17 protein-coding genes are annotated in these 18,979 nt (G+C 70.6%); 14 read left to right on the top strand and 3 right to left on the bottom strand.

Annotation, left to right across the window (positions count from 1 at the left end):
- Window positions 1–569, bottom strand: a 569-nt coding sequence (locus tag WG209_RS13705) for a fructose-bisphosphatase class II (RefSeq protein WP_337175618.1), incomplete at its 3' end; no start/stop codon positions are given.
- Between the two features lie 44 nt (window positions 570–613).
- Window positions 614–1,429, bottom strand: a complete 816-nt coding sequence (locus WG209_RS13700; RefSeq protein ID WP_337175617.1) for an SDR family oxidoreductase — start codon at window positions 1,427–1,429, stop codon at window positions 614–616.
- A 571-nt stretch (window positions 1,430–2,000) separates the two neighbouring features.
- Between WG209_RS13700 and scpA the strand changes: the two genes are divergently transcribed.
- The 14 genes from scpA (at window position 2,001) to WG209_RS13630 (ending at window position 18,075) form a co-directional block, all read left to right on the top strand.
- A complete protein-coding gene (gene scpA / locus WG209_RS13695) occupies window positions 2,001–4,157 on the top strand; it encodes a methylmalonyl-CoA mutase (protein WP_337175616.1) in 2,157 nt (718 codons plus the stop codon).
- A gap of 266 nt (window positions 4,158–4,423) precedes the next feature.
- Window positions 4,424–5,452, top strand: coding sequence for a methylmalonyl Co-A mutase-associated GTPase MeaB (gene meaB / locus WG209_RS13690; RefSeq protein WP_337175615.1), 1,029 nt, complete (start codon window positions 4,424–4,426; stop codon window positions 5,450–5,452).
- Between the two features lie 19 nt (window positions 5,453–5,471).
- Window positions 5,472–7,004 carry an acyl-CoA carboxylase subunit beta gene (locus tag WG209_RS13685; RefSeq protein WP_337175614.1) on the top strand — a complete coding sequence of 511 codons (1,533 nt, stop codon included), beginning with the start codon at window positions 5,472–5,474 and terminating at the stop codon, window positions 7,002–7,004.
- Between the two features lie 25 nt (window positions 7,005–7,029).
- A complete protein-coding gene (locus tag WG209_RS13680; RefSeq protein ID WP_337175613.1) occupies window positions 7,030–9,018 on the top strand; it encodes an acetyl/propionyl/methylcrotonyl-CoA carboxylase subunit alpha in 1,989 nt (662 codons plus the stop codon).
- A 742-nt stretch (window positions 9,019–9,760) separates the two neighbouring features.
- Window positions 9,761–9,973, top strand: coding sequence for a hypothetical protein (locus WG209_RS13675; protein ID WP_337175612.1), 213 nt, complete (start codon window positions 9,761–9,763; stop codon window positions 9,971–9,973).
- Window positions 9,974–10,040: 67 nt separating this feature from the next.
- Window positions 10,041–11,129: a DUF1559 domain-containing protein gene (locus tag WG209_RS13670; RefSeq protein ID WP_337175611.1), complete on the top strand. Its 1,089-nt coding sequence runs from the start codon at window positions 10,041–10,043 to the stop codon at window positions 11,127–11,129.
- 67 nt (window positions 11,130–11,196) lie between these two features.
- A complete protein-coding gene (locus WG209_RS13665; protein ID WP_337175610.1) occupies window positions 11,197–12,483 on the top strand; it encodes an aminotransferase class V-fold PLP-dependent enzyme in 1,287 nt (428 codons plus the stop codon).
- Window positions 12,484–12,600: 117 nt separating this feature from the next.
- A complete protein-coding gene (locus tag WG209_RS13660) occupies window positions 12,601–12,897 on the top strand; it encodes a DUF493 domain-containing protein (protein ID WP_337175609.1) in 297 nt (98 codons plus the stop codon).
- Window positions 12,894–14,042, top strand: a complete 1,149-nt coding sequence (locus tag WG209_RS13655) for a Sua5/YciO/YrdC/YwlC family protein (protein ID WP_337175608.1) — start codon at window positions 12,894–12,896, stop codon at window positions 14,040–14,042. Before WG209_RS13660 ends, WG209_RS13655 begins: the two co-directional genes overlap by 4 nt.
- A gap of 406 nt (window positions 14,043–14,448) precedes the next feature.
- Window positions 14,449–14,724 (top strand): hypothetical protein, encoded by a 276-nt coding sequence (locus WG209_RS13650; protein WP_337175607.1) that lies wholly within the window; start codon window positions 14,449–14,451, stop codon window positions 14,722–14,724.
- Between the two features lie 91 nt (window positions 14,725–14,815).
- On the top strand, window positions 14,816–15,679 hold the full coding sequence (locus WG209_RS13645; RefSeq protein ID WP_337175606.1) for an ABC transporter permease: 864 nt from the start codon (window positions 14,816–14,818) through the stop codon (window positions 15,677–15,679).
- A complete protein-coding gene (locus tag WG209_RS13640) occupies window positions 15,676–16,521 on the top strand; it encodes an ATP-binding cassette domain-containing protein (protein WP_337175605.1) in 846 nt (281 codons plus the stop codon). Before WG209_RS13645 ends, WG209_RS13640 begins: the two co-directional genes overlap by 4 nt.
- Window positions 16,514–17,620: an MlaD family protein gene (locus WG209_RS13635; RefSeq protein WP_337175604.1), complete on the top strand. Its 1,107-nt coding sequence runs from the start codon at window positions 16,514–16,516 to the stop codon at window positions 17,618–17,620. The genes WG209_RS13640 and WG209_RS13635 overlap by 8 nt, the downstream gene beginning before the upstream one ends.
- Window positions 17,621–17,718: 98 nt before the next feature.
- Window positions 17,719–18,075 carry a hypothetical protein gene (locus WG209_RS13630; RefSeq protein ID WP_337175603.1) on the top strand — a complete coding sequence of 119 codons (357 nt, stop codon included), beginning with the start codon at window positions 17,719–17,721 and terminating at the stop codon, window positions 18,073–18,075.
- Between the two features lie 306 nt (window positions 18,076–18,381).
- Here the strand turns inward: WG209_RS13630 and WG209_RS13625 are convergent, their stop codons facing one another.
- Window positions 18,382–18,972 (bottom strand): hypothetical protein, encoded by a 591-nt coding sequence (locus WG209_RS13625; protein WP_337175602.1) that lies wholly within the window; start codon window positions 18,970–18,972, stop codon window positions 18,382–18,384.
- Between the last annotated feature and the right edge of the window lie 7 nt (window positions 18,973–18,979).

The raw sequence follows: 18,979 nt of genomic DNA, 5'->3' as shown, positions 1-18,979 counted from the left end.
AGGAGGTAGACTCTGGCGCCGTTGGCCCGTATCCGGGCCATCGCCTCGTGATGGCGCTCGCGGTCGAGGACGGCGACGGTCAGGTCCTCGACGTGCATCCCCTTGGCGGCGGCGACGCGTCGGACGTTCTCCTCGATGGGGGCGGCGACGTCGATGACGCCGGCGGCCTCGCGCCCGCAGGCCACCTTCTCCATGTAGAAGCAGGGGCCGGGGTCGAACATGGTCCCGCGCTCGGAGACGGCGACGACGGCGACGGCGTTGGCCATGCCGCCGGCGACCAGCCGGGTGCCGTCGATCGGGTCGACGGCGATGTCGACGCGGGGGCCCTCGCCGGTCCCCAGCCGCTCGCCGTTGAACAGCATGGGGGCGTCGTCCTTCTCCCCCTCGCCGATGACGACGACGCCGTCGAACCCGATGGAGTTGAACAGCAGCCGCATCGCGTCGACCGCCGAGGCGTCGGCCGCGTTCTTGTCCCCCCGGCCGACCCACCGGGCCGCGGACAGGGCGGCGGCCTCGGTGGCGCGGACGAGATCCATGGCGAGGTTGTGGTCGGGGGGGGGCTGGGTCATGCGGCGGCCTTGGCTGGCTCGGGACGTCCTTCCGATCGGTCCGGTCAGGCGTGGGGGTGCCAGCCGGCGTCGGCCCAGAGCTGGCCGCTGACGGCCGAGTTGCAGAGGAGGAAGTAGATCGCGTCGGCGATCTCGGAGGGGGCGATCAGCCGGCGGAGCTGGGTGTAGGGGAGGATGTTCTTCTCGATGTATTCCTCGCCCAGGGCGCGGGTCATCGGCGTGTCGGTGTAGCCGGGGTGGATCACGGCGCAGCGGACGCCGAAGTTGATCGCCTCCTTGGTGAGCGTGGCGGCGACCCCCTCGAGGCCCGCCTTCGAGGCCGCGTAGGCGACCTGGCCGGAGTTGCCGTGCGGGCTGACGGCGCCCAGGAAGATGATGGTCCCCTGGATCCCCTCCTCGGCCTTCCACGGGCCGATGCCGCGGCTCCGGCGCTCGTCGGCGATCCGGGCGACGGTCTCCATGGCCCAGGCGGCCGGGGCGATCAGGTTGACCTCGCACAGCTCGCGGAACTTCTCGACCGGGTAGGTGACCGCGCGGCCGGAGGCCTCGTCGATCTGGACGGCCGGCTGGTCGTGGCTGATGCCGGCGGCCGGGATGCAGATGCTCGGCGGGCCGTACTTGGAGGAGATCAGGTCGAACGCCTTGGCGCGGAAGGCCGCGTCGGTCACGTCGCCGATGATCGCCTCGGCGACCGGCCGCTCCAGGCGGTCGTTGATCGAGCGGGCCAGGTTGATGACGCTCTCGCTGCTGTCGACGAGCGCCACGGCCCCGACGCCGCGCTCGGCCAGCTCGGTCGCGACGGCCTGGCCGATGCCGCTGCCGGCCCCGGTGATGACGGCCGACTTACCCTTGATGATCATGGCGATGCTCTCGATCTCGATGGTCGGGGACGTTGGCTCTGGCTCCGGCCCGGGGGTCCCGGCCGCGGCCTGGGGGGCGACGGCCTCGGCGCCCCCTGGGGTGGGGCGTCGCCCCGATCCATCCTGACGGATTCCCCCGCCTTGTCAAGCCCGAGGCCGAATGGACGCAAGGGAATGCGTTGATTCGTGGGGCGTACGTTTCGGCGTCCCCGGCGGCGTCGAACCCGCCCCACGCTTCGAAATTCGTGAAATGGCGGGAATCGCTCCCCGGGGCCGTTTCCCGATGGCCGAGCCCCCGCGGCCGCGATATGCTTGAGCCGTGAAGACCAGGCGCGGCGCCGAAGCGCGGCCCGCCGACTCGCCGGCCCCCCCGTCCGAGGGCGGGCCGCCGCCCCGGATCGGGGGGCGGGGCGACGCCGCCCCATTTCGCCGGGCGGGCGCCCGATTCGCAAGCAAGCCGATTTCTCCGCCGGATCCGCCCCCGGGGCCGGCGGGGCCCCGCGTCGCGGGGCCGAGCGGACGCCGCCGTCACGGCCGCGCCGCCACGACGAGGGATGAGAGGCCCGATGCCATGAGCGAGTCACTGCCGAACTCCTCCGACCTGGGCGGCTGGGAGAAGGCCGCCGCCAGATTCGCCCCCGAGAACAAGGTCGAGAACCTCGACTGGAAGACCCCGGAGGGGATCGACGTCAAGCCGCTGTACACGGCGAGGGACGTCGAGGGCCTGGAATACGCCGACACGCTGCCGGGCTTCGAGCCGTTCGTCCGCGGCCCCCAGGCCACCATGTACGCCGTCCGCCCCTGGACCATCCGCCAGTACGCCGGCTTCTCCACCGCCGAGGAGTCCAACGCCTTCTACAAGCGGGCGCTGGCCTCCGGCGGCCAGGGCATCTCCGTCGCCTTCGACCTGGCCACCCACCGCGGCTACGATTCCGACCACCCCCGCGTCCAGGGGGACGTCGGCAAGGCCGGCGTGGCCATCGACTCGGTCGAGGACATGAAGATCCTCTTCGACGGCATCCCGCTGGAGAAGGTCTCCGTCTCCATGACCATGAACGGCGCGGTGCTCCCCGTCCTGGCCGGCTACATCGTGGCGGCCGAGGAGCAGGGGGTGGCCCCGACGCAGCTCTCCGGGACCATCCAGAACGACATCCTCAAGGAGTTCATGGTCCGCAACACCTACATCTACCCCCCCGAGCCCTCGATGCGGATCGTCGCCGACATCATCGAGTACACGGCCCGGAACATGCCCAAGTTCAACTCGATCTCGATCTCGGGCTACCACATGCAGGAGGCCGGCGCCACCCAGGCGCTGGAGCTGGGCCTGACGCTCGGCGACGGCAAGGAGTACGTCAAGGCGGCCCTGGGGCGCGGCCTGGACGTCGACGACTTCGCCGGCCGGCTCAGCTTCTTCTTCGCGATCGGCATGAACTTCTACCTGGAGGTCGCCAAGCTCCGCGCCGCGCGGCTGTTGTGGTGGAAGATCATGAAGGGCTTCAGCCCCAAGAAGCCCAAGTCGATGATGCTGCGGACGCACTGCCAGACCTCGGGCTGGTCGCTGACCGAGCAGGACCCGTACAACAACGTGGTCCGCACGACGATCGAGGCGATGGCGGCCGTCTTCGGCGGGACGCAGTCGCTGCACACCAACTCGTTCGACGAGGCGATCGCCCTGCCGACCGACTTCTCGGCGCGGATCGCCCGCAACACCCAGATCATCATCCAGGAGGAGACGCACATCACGTCCGTCGTCGACCCCTGGGCCGGCTCGTACATGATGGAGAAGCTCACGCAGGACATCGCCGACAAGGCGTGGGAGATCATCGAGGAGGTCGAGAAGCTCGGCGGGATGACCAAGGCCGTCGAGTCCGGCTGGGCCAAGATGAAGATCGAGGAGTGCGCCGCCGAGAAGCAGGCGCGGATCGACTCGGGGCTCGACGTCATCGTCGGCGTGAACAAGTACCGGCTGGCGAAGGAGGACCCGGTCGAGATCCGCGAGATCGACAACTCGGCCGTCCGCGAGTCGCAGATCGCCCGGCTGAAGGAGCTGCGCGAGAGGCGGGACGCGAGCGCGGTCGAGGCGGCGCTCGAGGAGCTGGCGGAGGCGGCGCGCTCGGGCCGGGGCAACCTGCTGGAGGCGACCGTGAAGGCCGTCCGCCTGCGGGCGACCGTCGGCGAGTGCTCCGACGCGCTCGAGAAGGCCTGGGGCCGCTACCGGGCCAACAACCAGGTGATCTCCGGGGTCTACGGCATGGCGTTCGGCAAGAACGAGGAGTGGGACGAGCTGAAGGCCGAGGTCGACGCCTTCGCCGAGCAGGAGGGCCGCCGGCCCCGCGTGATGATCGCCAAGCTCGGCCAGGACGGGCACGACCGCGGCGCCAAGGTGGTCGCCACCGCGCTGGCCGACCTGGGCTTCGACATCGACATCGGCCCCCTCTTCCAGACGCCGGAGGAGGCCGCCCGCCAGGCGATCGAGAACGACTGCCACGCCGTGGGCGTCTCCACCCTGGCCGCCGGCCACAAGACGCTGGTCCCCGAGCTGGTCAAGGCCCTGAGGGACCAGGGGGCGGACGACGTTTGCGTCTTCGTCGGCGGGGTCATCCCGGCGCAGGACTACGATTTCCTGGCCCGGGCCGGCGCCGTGGGGGTCTTCGGCCCCGGCACCCCCATCCCCGCCTGCGCCCGGGGGATCCTGGAGGCGATCCGCAAGCGTCGCGTCCCGGCCTGACCCGGCGCGGGACGCAAATCGGGTGTCCCCTCTCCCCCTGGGAGTGGGTGGCCCGAAGGGCGGGGTGAGGGCCGTCGCATTTCGGAGATAGCGACGGCCCATGCCCGGCGCGGCCGGCGCTATTCCCGAAGCGCGACGGCCCTCGCCCGCCGCTGACGCGGCCGCCCTCTCCCAGGGGGAGAGGGGACGATTGAGCCTCGGGACCGTCGGTTCATGTATCATGTCCCGGGTCGACCGCCCCGCGTGACCGAGCAGACAGAGAATCCATGTCGAGCGACCCAGAAGCCCAGCGCGGCCCGATCAAGGTGGACCTCGAGCCGGCCGACCGCGCGCTGGTGGACGGCGTCCTGCGGCGTCAGCCCCGGGCGCTGGCCAAGACGATCACGCTGATCGAGTCCACCCGGCCCGACCACCGCCGCCGCGCCGCCGGGGTGCTCGACGCCCTCTTGCCGCACACGGGGAACTCGATCCGCCTGGGCATCAGCGGCTCGCCGGGGGCGGGGAAGTCGACGTTCATCGAGGCGCTGGGGCTGGAGGTGGTGGGCCGGGGGCATCGCGTGGCGGTGCTGGCCGTCGACCCCTCGAGCACGATCACGGGGGGCTCGATCCTCGGGGACAAGACCCGGATGGAGCGGCTGTCGGTGCACCCGGACGCCTACATCCGGCCGTCGCCGTCGCGGGGGTCGCTCGGCGGCGTGGCCGACAAGACCCGCGAGGCGATGCTCGTCTGCGAGGCCGCCGGCTACGACGTGATCCTGGTGGAGACCGTCGGCGTCGGCCAGAGCGAGACGACCGTCGCCGGCATGGTCGACGCCTTCGTCCTGGTCCAGCTCCCCAACTCGGGCGACGACCTCCAGGCGATCAAGAAGGGGATCGTCGAGGTGGCCGACATCATCGCGGTGAACAAGGCCGACATCGACCCCGAGGCCGCCCAGCTCGCCCGCCGCCAGATCGCCAGCGCCCTGACGATGGTGCGCCGGCACTCGGAGGCGTGGAAGCCCGTCGTCCTCTCGCTGAGCGCCGCGACGCGTGAGGGGGTCGACAAGTTCTGGGACGAGGTCGAGCGGATGCGTAAGGCGCTGGCCGATTCCGGCGAGCTGGACGAGAAGCGTCGTCGCCAGGCGGTCGACTGGATGTGGAGCCTCATCGACCAGGGCCTCCGCGCCCGCTTCCGCGCCAACGCGGACGTCCGCCGCGAGCTGGAGCCGACCAGCCGGGCCGTCGCCGAGGGGCGCTCCACCGCCGCCGCCGCCGCGTATCGCCTGCTGGACTTCATCGAGGCGTCCGCCGACTGAGCCGAAGGGGTCCGGTCCCATGCACGAGATCGTCCGCCAGCTCGACGAGAAGCGCGCCGAGGCACGATTGGGCGGGGGCGCGGCCCGCGTCGCCTCCCAGCACGCCCGGGGGAAGCTCACCGCCCGCGAGCGGATCGAGCTGCTCGTGGACGCCGACTCCTTCGAGGAGTGGGACATGTTCAAGGGCCACCGCTGCGCCGACTTCGGCATGGCCGACAAGGTGGTCCCCGGCGACGGCGTGGTGACGGGCTACGGCACGATCAACGGCCGGCTGGTCTTCGTCTTCAGCCAGGACTTCACCGTCTTCGGCGGCTCGCTCTCCGAGGCCCACGCCGAGAAGATCTGCAAGGTGATGGACAAGGCGATGGACGTGGGCGCCCCGGTGATCGGCCTGAACGACTCCGGCGGGGCGCGGATCCAGGAGGGGGTGGCCTCGCTCGCCGGCTACGCCGACGTCTTCCTGCGCAACGTGCAGGCGTCGGGCGTGGTGCCGCAGATCTCGCTGGTGATGGGGCCGTGCGCCGGGGGGGCGGTCTACTCGCCGGCGATGACCGACTTCATCTTCATGGTGAAGGACTCCTCGTACATGTTCGTCACCGGCCCCGAGGTGGTGAAGACCGTCACCCACGAGACGGTCACGGCCGAGGAACTGGGGGGCGCGGCGACCCACGCGGGGCGGTCGGGCGTCGCGGACCACGCGTTCGAGAACGACGTCGAGGCCCTGATGATGACCCGGCGGCTGTTCGGGTTCCTGCCGTCGAACAACCGCGAGCGCCCCCCCGTCGTCCCGACCGAGGACCCCGCCGACCGCGCCGAGCCCTCGCTCGACAGCCTCGTCCCCGATGACCCGAACAGGCCCTACGACGTCCGCGAGCTGATCCTCAAGGTCGTCGACGAGTGGGACTTCTTCGAGCTGGCGCCCGACCACGCCGCGAACGTGGTGATCGGCCTGGGCCGGATCGCCGGCCGGAGCGTGGGGTTCGTCGCCAACCAGCCGCTGGTGCTGGCGGGCTGCCTGGACATCAGGAGTTCCATCAAGGCCGCCCGGTTCGTCCGGTTCTGCGACGCCTACAACATACCCATCGTCACGTTCGTGGACGTCCCCGGCTTCCTCCCCGGCACGGCCCAGGAGTACGGCGGCATCATCAAGCACGGCGCCAAGCTGCTCTACGCCTACGCCGAATGCACCGCGCCTAAGGTCACGGTCATCACCCGCAAGGCCTACGGCGGTGCCTATGACGTGATGTCGTCCAAGCACATCCGGGGGGACGTCAACTTCGCCTGGCCCTCGGCCGAGATCGCCGTGATGGGCCCCAAGGGCGCCGTGGAGATCATCTTCCGGGCCGAGAAGGACGACCCCGCCCGGATCGCCGAGCGGGAGCGCGAGTATCGCGACAAGTTCGCCAACCCGTTCGTCGCCGCCCATCGCGGCTTCATCGACGACGTGATCATGCCGCGCGAGACCCGCGGCCGGATCGCCCGGTCGCTGGAGATGCTCCGCGACAAGAAGGTGGAGCGCCCCTGGCGCAAGCACGGCAACATCCCCCTCTGATCGACCCCACCCCGCGAGCCCCGGCATGTTCCAGAAGATCCTGATCGCGAACCGGGGCGAGATCGCCTGCCGGGTCATCCGCGCGGCCCGACGGATGGGGATCGCCACGGTCGCCGTCCACTCGGAGGCCGACCGCCGCGCCCGCCACGTCGAGCTGGCCGACGAGGCGTTCCTCCTGGGGCCGCCGACGCCGCGGCTCTCGTACCTCGACATCGACCGCGTCGTCGCGGCCTGCCGCGCCACCGGCGCGGAGGCCGTCCATCCGGGCTACGGCTTCCTCTCCGAGAACGAGGCGTTCGTCCGCCGGCTCGACGCCGAGGGGATCGCCTTCATCGGGCCCCCGGCCGCCGCCATCGCCGCGATGGGGGACAAGATCGCCTCCAAGCGGCTCGCGCGCGAGGCCGGCGTGAACGTCATCCCGGGGGTCGACGCCCCGATCGAGTCGGCCCGCCGGGCCGTCGAGATCGCCCGCGAGGTCGGCTACCCGGTGATGATCAAGGCGTCGGCCGGCGGCGGCGGGAAGGGCCTGCGGATCGCCCGCGACGACGCCGAGGTCGCCGAGGCGTTCGAAGCCTGCCGCGCCGAGGCCGCCGGGGCGTTCGGCGACGACCGCGTCTTCGTCGAGAAGTTCATCGAGCGCCCCCGGCACATCGAAATCCAGGTGCTCGCCGATTCGTTCGGCGCGACGATCCACCTCGGCGAGCGCGAATGCTCCATCCAGCGCCGGCATCAGAAGGTCATCGAGGAGGCGCCGTCGCCGTTCCTGGACGAGCCGACCCGCGCCGCGATGGGCGAGCAGGCCGTCGCGCTGGCGAGGGCCGTCGGCTACCGCTCCGCCGGGACGGTCGAGTTCGTCGTCGCCGCCGACCGCTCCTTCTACTTCCTGGAGATGAACACCAGGCTCCAGGTGGAGCACCCCGTCACCGAGATGGTCACGGGGCTGGACCTGGTGGAGCTGATGATCCGCGTCGCCGCCGGCGAGCCGCTGGGGATGACCCAGGCCGACGTCCGCCGGGACGGCTGGGCGATCGAGTGCCGCGTCAACGCCGAGGACCCGTTCCGCAACTTCCTCCCCTCCACCGGCCGCCTCGTCCGCTACATCCCCCCCGAGGAGCGGCCCGGCGCCGTGCGCGTCGACACGGGCGTCGTCGAGGGGGACGAGATATCGATCTATTATGACTCGATGATCGCCAAGCTCATCGTCCACGGGGCGACCCGCGACCAGGCGGCGGCCCGGATGCACGCGGCGCTCGACGCCTTCCTGGTGCGGGGCGTCTCCACGAACCTCGCGTTCCAGGCCGCCCTCACGCGACATCCCCGGTTCCTGTCTGGCGACATCGACACCGGCTTCATCGCCGAGGAATACCCCGACGGATTCCACCCCTCGGCCCTGCCGCACGACGACCCGATCATCCCGGTCGCCGTCGCCGCCTACGCCAGGCGTCGCTACATCCAGCGGGCCGTCGGCACCAGCGGCCAACTCCAGGGCCATGCCCGGCGCGTCTCCGACGACTGGGTGGTCGTCCTCCCCGACGCCCGTTACGAACTCGGCATCGCCCTGGAAGACGGGGGCTGTCGGATCGTCCACGACGGCAAGGTCCACCGGCTCCGCGCGGATTGGAAGCTGGGCGACCCGCTGTTGAAGGGGACGTGGGACGGCGAGCCGATCCGCGTCCAGGTCGAGCGCCTTGGGCTGAAGTACCGCGTCGTCCACCGGGGGGCCCGGCTCGACGCCATGGTCATGACGGCCCGCGCCGCCGAGCTGCTGGCGGTGATGCCGGAGAAGCCGCCGCCGGACCTCTCGAAGCTCCTCCGATCCCCCATGCCGGGCCTGCTCGTGGAGGTCGCCGCGACGGTCGGCCAGCCCGTCCGCGCCGGCGAGACGCTGGCGGTGGTCGAGGCGATGAAGATGCGCAACGTCCTGAAGGCCGACCACGACGCCGTCGTCGCCGAACTCCTCGTCGAGCCCGGCGCGAGCCTGGTCGTCGACCAGCCGATCCTGCGGTTCGAGTGAGCCGGCAAAGTTGGCTTCGTTCGCGCGCCGGGGTTCTGGTCGGTTTCGCGCAAGTTCTTGGGTGTTAGTGTATTGTGGTTCGATGAATTGGCTTCGTTCGTCGAAGGCGACGTGGTTTTCCGTGGGCCGCGGGCAAGAGCGTCGGCCATGCGGCGCTACAACGAAGAAGAGGGCCGACGGCCCCATCCCGTCCCCTCTCCCGCCGGGAGAGGGCAGCCGCGCCAGCGGCGGGTGAGGGCCGGCGCGCTACGATGAATGGCGACGGCCACTCCCGTCATGGGCCGTCGGGATCCCCGAACCCCGGCGGCCCTCGCCCGGCCCTTCGGGCCACCCTCTCCCGGCGGGAGAGGGGACGCGCGTTCCGCGCTCGGTAATGCGTCATGGGCCGTCGCGACTTCCGAAGTTGGGCCACCCGCGCCCGGATCTCCGGGCCGGCCCGGCTCCCGGTTACCGAGTCCGAATTGCGAAAGATCGACGATCCGCAATGGCATGGTCGCGCCCGGGGCCGGCGAGATTTCATGAATGCGGCGGGATTTTCCGATCTTCGGGAGGGCCGGCGAGATAGGTTCGGGGCGTTGTTGGATTCCCGCAACCTTCCCGGGCTTTTCGCTTGACTGCCCGCGAGCCGGCCGCCACCATGCTGGGTGGATTCACTTCAAGACCCATTCCCTTGGTCGATGTCCCATAGGTTTGGATTTCACTCGCCCAGTCGTGCGGCGGATGGTCTCGCCTGGAGGTCCGAATGAGACGGTCGATCCCGATCGCCGTCGGCGTCCTCGTCGCGCTCGCGGCGGGATGGTCGGCGGGGTGCTCCCCGTCCGCGCCGGAGACGGCGCAAATCGAGGGGAAGACGCCGGCCGAATATCGAGACGAGCTGGAGAAGAAGGGGGGCGTCCTCGCCGACGGCAAGGCGCGCAAGGCCAGGGGGAAGGGGTCGCGGGCGATGCGGGATTGAGCGCGGCGGCGTCGGCGCGACGCCGGGACGATCGGTCGACGGGACGGGGGTGTCCAGGAGCTTCGACATGCCTACGAGCCATCGCAATCGCGGTTTCACGCTGATCGAGCTGCTCGTCGTCATCGCGATCATCGCGGTGCTGATCGCCCTCCTGCTGCCGGCGGTGCAGGCGGCCCGCGAGGCCGCCCGCCGGGCGCAATGCACCAACAACCTGAAGCAGCTGGGGCTGGCGGCGCACAATTACGTGAGCGCCCACGAGACGTTCCCGCTGGGGGCGTTCTACATGTGGCCGCAGGCCTGCGGCCGGTGGAAGCAGGCGCAGAGCTTCTTCATCGGCATGCTGCCGTACCTGGAGCAGGGGTCGGCGTCGAACGCCTTCAACTACAACCTGCACCCGTATTACGCCGACAACTCGACCATCATGTCGATGGGGATGAGCTCGCTGTGGTGCCCCAGCGACGGCGAGGTGGCCAACCCGGTGATCGCGGCCGAGCCTCGCAACTTCCTGGGCTCGTGCAGCGGCGTGCCGGCGGGCGCCGTGCCGGTCCCCTGGCGGCTCCAGCACAACTCGTACGCCGGCAACGCCGGGATGTATCCCAACTACCCGTCGGGCCCCTCGGGGGTCGACCCCGACTACGCCGCGAAGACCGGCCAGGCCAACGGCGTGGTCTACTTCGGCAGCGCGGTCCGGCTCTCCTCGATCACCGACGGCACCAGCAACACGTTCTTCGCCGGCGAGCGGGCCTTCAACAAGATCCAGCCGCCGGCGTCCAGGAACGTCTGGTTCCTCTGGTTCTCCAGCGCCTTCAGCGACACCATGCTGCTGACCTACTACCCGCTGAACCCCCACACCCGCCTCACGGTGTCGGCGGCCGACGACGCGGTGATGGTCCTTTCGGGCGGCGGCAACGCCTACACGGTGGCGGCCTCCAGCAACCACCCCGGCGGGGCGAACTTCGCCATGGCGGACGGCTCCGTCCGGTTCATCAAGGACTCGATCTCGACGTGGACGTTCGACGCCGCGACCTTGCTGCCGGTCGGCGTGACCCGGAACGTCAACGGCACCTACACGGTCGCCCCCGGGACCAACATCGGCGTCTATCAGGCCCTCTCCAGCCGCAACGGCGGCGAGGTCATCAGCGCCGACTCGTATTGATCGACCGCGAGCCCCGGCCGGCGCCCCGCGCCGGCCGGGCCCGACCGGACGGACGGAGGCATCCCGAGTGACCGACCGAAGGACCTTCCTCGCCGGCGCCGCCGCCCTGGGCGTCGCCGCGTTCCGGGCCGACGCGCTGGCCCGCGCCGCCGGCGCCGGCCGCGACCTGGGCTCGCTCGACGACCTCGCCGCGGCCGCCCGCGACGAGGACTACTGGGGCCAGATCCAGCGCTGCTTCGACACCGACCGCACGGTCATCAACCTCAACAACGGCGGCGTCAGCCCCGCGCCCAACGACGTGATGGAGGCCATGATCCGCGACCTGCGGTTCGCCAACTCCTCCCCCGTCCAGAACATGTGGCGCGTCTCCGAGCCCCGGGCCGAGTCCGTCCGCCGCGACATCGCCCGCGAGTTCGGCTGCGACCCCGAGGAGATCGCCATCACCCGCAACGCCAGCGAGGCGATGGAGGCCCTCATCTTCGGCGTCGACCTCAAGCCCGGCGACGAGGTCATCCACACCGACCAGAACTACCCCCGGATGCAGACGAGCTGGCAGCAGCGCGCCCGGCGCGACGGCGTCGTCGTGAAGAAGATCTCGTTCCCCATCCCGATGCGATCGCCCGACGTCCTGCTCGACCGGATCAAGGAGGCCATCACCCCGCGGACGAAGGTCATCGAGCTGCCGCAGGTGACGAACTGGTCCGGACAGGGGATGCCGATCCGCGAGGTCGTCGAGCTGGGCCGCGAGAAGGGCATCGAAGTCTTCGTCGACGGCGCGCACGGCTTCGCCCACGTCCCGTTCAGGCGCGACGACCTGGGGTGCGACTACTTCGGCTCCAGCCTCCACAAGTGGCTGATGGCCCCGATCGGCACCGGCTTCCTGTACGTCCGCAAGTCCAAGATCAAATCGATCTGGCCCCTGATGGGCGCCGACCCGCCGCTGGACGAGGATATCCGCAAGTTCGAGCAGATCGGCACCCACCCGGCGGCCAACCACAACGCGATCTCGGTCGCCGCGGCGTTCCACCGGGCGATCGGCCCGGAGCGGAAGGCGGCGCGGCTGATCCACCTCCGCGACCGCTGGGCCGCCCCGCTGCTGGAGGCCGACCCTCGCGTGAAGCTCCTGACCCCGCTCGAACCCGGCTGGGGCTGGGGCATCGGCCTGCTGAGCGTCGAGGGGGTGGATTGCGGCAAGCTGTTCGGCTACCTCTGGGACAAGCACCGCATCGTCATCTCCCCCACCAAGCACGAGCAGTTCGAGGGGATCCGCGTCTCCCCCAGCGTCTATACCACCGTCGAGGAGATCGACATCTTCGTCGATGCCATGAAGAAGGCCCTCGCCGACGGCGTCTGAGCCGTCGCGGCGGCCGGGAATTCGCCCCTCCGGGTTTCCGCCGGGGCCCCGAGGCGCGTATGATTGGACGATCCGCGCCCGAAGGAGTCCCACCGGCCCTATCCCTGGGAGGAGACCATGGACGACCGACCCGACCATCGCCCCTCGGTGGATCTCCTGGAATCGACCCACCCGTTCCCCGGCACCTACACGATCAAGGCGATCGGGGAGGCCGGGGACGACTTCGAGCGCCGCGTGGTGGACGCCGTGACCGAGCACCTGCCGGCGGCGTCCGACGTGGAGCATTCCGTGCGGGCCACCCGGGGGGGGCGGCACCTGGCGGTGACGCTCCACGTGACGGTCCAGAACGCGGAGCAGGTCCGCGCGATCTACGCGGCCCTGCACGCCGTCGACGGCCTGACGCTGCTGCTATGACGGAAGCCGGACCTGGGGAGTGGATCGACCTGTCGCGGTGCGACGACGCCCGCGACGTGGTGCATCGGGTCGCGGCGTGCCTGGCCCAGGGGGGCGTGGTCGGCCTGGCGTCGGAGACGGTGTACTGCCTGGCCTCCAGCGCCCTCAACCCCGCCGGGGTCGCCCGCCTGCGCGCCCTGCGGGGGGACGTCGAGCCCCGGCCGCTGACGATCCTGGTCAAGGGGCCCGAGGAGGCCGCCGACTGGGCGCCCGACGTGCCGGAGGTCGCCGCGCGGCTGGCGCGGCGGTCGTGGCCCGGCCCCGTGTCGCTGATCTTCCCGCCGCCGGCCCGGAGCGGGCTGCTCGACCGCCTGCCGGCCGACGTCCGGTCGTTGATCTCCCCCTCCGGCGAGGTCGCCCTCCGCTGCCCGGAGGAGGCGATGCTCCGCGAGGCGCTGCGGTTCTGCCCGGCGCCGCTGGTCCTGGGACTCGTCCGGGCGGCCGACGGCTCGGCCGCCACGACCGCGGAGCCCCTGCGTAATTTGGCCGGCGTCGACATGGCGATCGACTCGGGGCCGACCCGGCTGGGTCGGGTCGCCACGGCGGTCCGCGTACAGGGAGACACGTGGTCGATCGCCCGCGAGGGGGCCGTCGACGCCGCGACGATCGCCGCGCGCGCCGGCCGGCTCCTGGCGTTCGTCTGCACCGGCAACACCTGCCGCAGCCCGATGGCCGAGGCCATCTGCAAGCTGATGCTGGCCCGCCGGCTGGGATGCCGGCCCGACGAGCTGGAAGCCCGCGGTTACTCGGTCGTCTCCGCGGGCGTCGCGGCGTCGCGGGGGGCACCGGCGGCGGGGCACGCGGCGGAGGTCGTCCGATCCATGGGGGGCTCGCTGGACCGGCATCGCAGCAGGCCGATCGGCCTGGACCTCGTCCGCCAGGCCGACCGCCTCTTCGCCATGACCGCCGATCACCTGGATCTCCTCCTGGATCTCGCCCCCGAGGCCCGCCCCATCGCCACCCTGCTGGATCCCGAGGGCCGGGACGTTCCGGATCCCTTCGGATCCGACATGACCACTTATCGCCGCACTTCCGAGGCGATCGAGCGAATGCTCGCCAGTCGCCTGGACGAGCTGGGCGTCCCGGGAGGCTCCCCCTCCGCCTGAACCGGGCTAATCCGCCCGGGCTCTCTCGATCGGGAAAATCCGCATAAATCGGTCGGGATTTCCTGTTCGCATCCGTGGAGGCGTGAGTTATATTAGGTTTTGATCTTACCGAGCTAGCATCGATGCAAGCGATCGGCCCGGTGGGTGCCCGCGAAGCGGGCCGGGGAGTGTCGGAGGCGTGACGCCGTCGTCGCGCACGACTCGCCTGGGTCGCCTCGATCCGATTCTCTCTCTCCGCATTCAATCCAAGCAACGATATCAGAACGAGATCGGGGCAGCGGGCCTCGTCGGCCCTCGTCCTCCGCGCGCATCGCCCCGTCAAGGCCGCGCGTCGTGGAGGCCGCGGGCGGTCGCCGAATGGCCCGCGCGCCGCCCGGGACTCGACCTAACCCAGGATGCCGAAGTCATGCTCGATTCACCCCTCGTGGACGCTCTCCCGATTCTCAGGACCCCGGCCGAGGGGGGCGCCCCGGGCCGACCGGTTCCGGGCCTGCTGCTGGCCGCCCTGAAGGGGCTGGCCGGGCTGGAGCCGTCGCGGTCGATGGTGCGAGGCCGGCGGGCGTCGAGGCGATATCACGACGCCGATTTCCACTACGTCGAGGCGGCCGTCCCGGAGCTGGACGGGGTCGAGGCCGACATCTGCATCCACGACGGCCGGGTCTACCTCCGGGTCGCGCGCTGAACGCGGCGGGATCGGCCTTGCCAATCGCCGCCGAATGGCGAGAATGGCCGGGTGGCCGGGTCGGGCCTTCCGTCGTCGAAGGGAGTCAGGGATGGCCGTAGGGGCGCTGGACGTCGAGCGGGACGGGGTCGGCGCCGATGGGGGGGAGACCGCCGTCCACAGGTTGGGCCGGCAGGTGTTCGACCGCGTGGCCGAAGTCGGCGACGTGAGCCTCTTCTGCCTGCGAACCCTGGGGTGGATCGTCCGGCGGAGGCCGCGGTGGTCGGTCCTGCTGCCGATCTTCCACGCGATCGGAGTGCAGAGCGTGCCCGTGGTGGCGATCACCGGGACGTTCATCGGGATGGTGCTGGCCGTCCAGACCTACCACGAATTCCAGATGATGGGCCTGGCGACGAAGATGGGCTCGGTCATCAACATCTCGCTCGTGAAGGAGCTGGGCCCGGTGCTGGCGGCGACGATGCTGGCCGGGCGGGTCGGCTCGTCGATGGCCGCCGAGCTGGGGACGATGCGCGTCACCGAGCAGATCGACGCCCTCACGGCGCTGGGGACGAACCCGATTTATTACCTGGCGGTCCCCCGGTTCCTCGCCTGCTTCCTGCTGATCCCGCTGCTGACCCTGATGGCGGACTTCATGGGGGTGATCGGAGGGGCGGTCGTCTGCACGCAGGTGCTGGGGATCGACTCGTTCGCCTACTGGAAGCACTCGCGAGACTTCGTGGAGGGGCTGGACATCCTGGCCGGGGTGCTCAAGAGCTTCTTCTTCGGGTCGGCGATCGCGCTGATCAGCTGCCACCGGGGGTTCAACTCCGGGGCCGGGGCCGAGGGGGTCGGCAAGGCGGCGACCGAGGCGTTCGTGTTCTCGTTCATGGCGATCCTGTTCCTGGACTTCGTCCTGGGCCTGGCGTGGAACGCGATGTATCGCTCGCTGTGGCCGCAGGCCACGGGGCTCCTGTGAGCGCGGACGCCCCGGACGGGGGCGACCTGATCGAGTTCCGCGATGTCTCCATCCAGTTCCGCCGCCAGCGGGTGCTGCGCGGGATCAACCTGACGATCCGTCGCGGCGAGACGGTCTGCGTCATCGGCGAGAGCGGCTGCGGCAAGACGGTGCTGCTGAAGCTGATCGTCGGCCTGCTCCAGCCCACCAGCGGGAAGATCCTGTTCGAGGGCGAGGACGTGTCCCGCATGGACGCGCGGGCGCTGGTGCGGCTGCGCCTGCGGTTCGGCTTCCTGTTCCAGATGGCCGCGCTGTTCGACAGCCTGGACGTGTTCGACAACGTGGCCTTCGGCCTGCGCGAGCACAAGGTGTGCGGCGAGGACCAGGTGGCGAGGATCGTGGCCGAGCGGCTCCAGGACGTCGGCCTGCCGCCGGGCCTGGAGCGCAAGAAGCCGGCGGAGCTGTCCGGCGGCCAGCGCAAGCGGGTCGGCCTGGCGAGGGCGCTGGCGCTGGACCCGGAGGTCATGCTGTACGACGAGCCGACGACGGGGCTCGACCCGATCATGACCGACGTGATCAACGAGCTGATCTTGCAGACCCAGCGCGGCGGGCACAAGACGGGGATCGTCGTGACGCACGAGATGCGCACGGTGACCAAGGTGGCCGACCGCGTGGTGATGTTCTTCCCGCTGGCGCGGGTCGGCCGCGGCGAGTCGCAGATCATCCACGACGGTCCCCCCGGCGGGCTGGAGGACGCGGCCGACCCGCGCGTCCGCCAGTTCGTCCGCGGCGAGGCCGGCGACCGCCTCCGCGAGATGGCGGCGGCGGCACGCGCCGCGGGGGGAGGGGCCAGCGATGAATGAACGGGTCATGCAGTTCCGGCTCGGCATGTTCGTGATCGTCGCCGGGCTGGTCCTGACGATGCTGGTGGTCTGGTTCGGCGAGTCCCCCCAGCTCCTCCGCGAGCGCGGGTTCCTGAAGGTGCATTACCCCGAGGCGCCGGGCGCGATGCCCGGGGTCTCGGTGCGCAAGAGCGGCATCCGGGTCGGCGAGGTCGTCTCCGTCGATTTCGACGACCGCCCCGGCCAGCCCGACGGCGTCATCGTGACGCTCTCGCTGGAGACCCGCTTCCCGCTGCGCGAGGGCTCGATCCCCAGGCTGTCGCGCTCGCTGATCGGCGACGTCACCATCGACCTGCTGCCGGGGACCGGGGAGGGCCCGCTGGAGACCGGCCCGAGCCCGGCCGAGGCCCCCGTGATCGAGGGCGAGGTCGTCCCCGACCCCTCCAAGGCGCTCGCCGCCGCCACCCGCGCGTTCGACGACGCCGGCGAGACCCTCAAGACGATCCAGGAGGCCGCCGCCGGGCTGGCCAAGGTCGCCAAGAGCGCCGACCGGCTCGACGGGTTCCTCGCCACCTGGGAGCAGACCGGCAAGGACCTTTCCGGGGCGTCGACCGGCATCCGGGGGTTCATCGACGAGAATCAGGCGAGCGTCAAGAAGGCCGTCGCCGACATCGAGCTGGCGGCCAACCGGCTGAACACCACGCTCGACCCCCAGACCCAGGACGCGCTGAAGACGGGCATCGCCAGGTTCTCCGCCGCCACCGCGCGGCTCGACGCGGCGGTCGCGGACGCCGCGCCGCTGCTGAAGGATCTGGGCTCGGGGGTCGATCGCAGGCCGACGACCGACGTCGGCCAGGCGGTGCGGCGGCTGAACCGGATCGCCTCCGACCTGGAGCTGCTGACCAACGCCCTGCGCGACGGCCGCGGGGGCCTGAACACGTCCGGCACGATCCAGCGCCTGCTGGTCCAGTCCGACCTGTACGACAACATCAACGCCGTGGCCCTCTCGGCCAACCAGGCCCTGGGCCAACTCCGCGGGGCCCTGACCGCCTTCCGCGACTTCGCCGAGAAGGTCTCCCGCGACCCAGGCTCCATCTCCCGCGGCGCGCTGGGACGCTGAGCGATCGGGCGGCTCGCCCGGCTTCCCGCGGGAACCCCCCGCGGCTACAATTCCCAGGCGATCCGCCCCGTCCCATTCCAACTCGCGGAGGTGTTCGCATGCGGGAGGGCCGCTCCTTTCGGCTGTCGCTCCGGATCGTCTTCTATCGCGAGGACGGCGACTGGATCGCGCACTGCCTGGAAACCGACCTCATCGGCGACGGCCCGACGATGCGCGAGGCATTGGATTCGCTCTGGGATGCGACGATCATCCAGTTCGACGCCTCCCTTCGATGGAAGACCCCGGCCAACTTCTTCTTGCCGGCCCCGGGGCGCTCCTTCGAGATGTACGCGCTGGGACGGGATGTGGCCCGAGCCGAGATGGACGTCCCGGCCGAGCGATTGGCGGAGATCGACGGAGACCTCGACGAGATCACGGGCCGAGAATACGTCGGCGGCGATCTCGCGGCCGTTTGAGGCGCGGGGATGGAACGCCTGCTGACGCCTCGGGAGTTGCGATCGATCCTGGCTCGCTACGGCGTGAAATGCGAGGAGGCCCGGGGTAAGGCCCCCCCGACCGCCCTCGCGGGAGCCCTCGGGGGCGATGATTCAATCTCGTTCCGACGAATCTCGTGAGAGCCAAGCAAGGCCGGAGCATGCTCGGTCATGGATGGCGAACGAGTGCCGACGGACGGAACCCATTTCCCGGCATCCAGGCCGCAAGTCGCAAGCGCCGGCCTATCGACGGTGATGTGCACCGGTAGCGGGGCATCCCACGCGACTTCAGTGAAGCGAGATCCGCGGCTGTGGCCGGGGGGACTGGGCACCTAGATAATGCACGCCGTCCGCATCAACGAGATAGCTCTCCAGCAGATGCAGATTGTCGATCTTTCTCTTGAACCTGCCGTGGACTCGGACGGTCGTAATGAGGCCCTGGGGAGAATCGGCCACGGAAACGACTCGGCCCTCCCAACCATCGACATCCTCCGACCCGGGGGGCAAATTCGCGCGGAAATAATCGATCCGATCCTGTGGGATCCCCAACCCCGCGCGCGACAAGACTTCGGCGACCACGGGCGCGACGCCATCGTCCGGGGTCACCGCTAGGGCGAATCGCGCCGCCGGACCATCTTCGCCGAGACTCGGGAGGGTGGGGAGGGCCGGCTGATCCTGGACGCCCGCGGCTCCCTGTCCCAGGAGGTCAGGCGGCGCGGAGAGCATGGGGGGGACTTCCACCGGTAGGAGGACTTCGCCCCGGCCCATCGCACGGCTGACGACTTTCCCACCCCCGCCACCCTGGCTGGCGGTCGCGGCGTATGTCGCGGCCAGGGCGGCCGCCAGGGCGATCAAGGATCCAAGGCGTGATCTGCTCATGGCTCGT

Origin of the sequence: Paludisphaera sp., assembly GCF_037189885.1 — a bacterium.
Taxonomy (GTDB): domain Bacteria; phylum Planctomycetota; class Planctomycetia; order Isosphaerales; family Isosphaeraceae; genus Paludisphaera.
The sequence above is the reverse complement of the archived record's forward strand: the minus strand, read 5'-3'. Positions and strand labels throughout refer to the sequence as shown.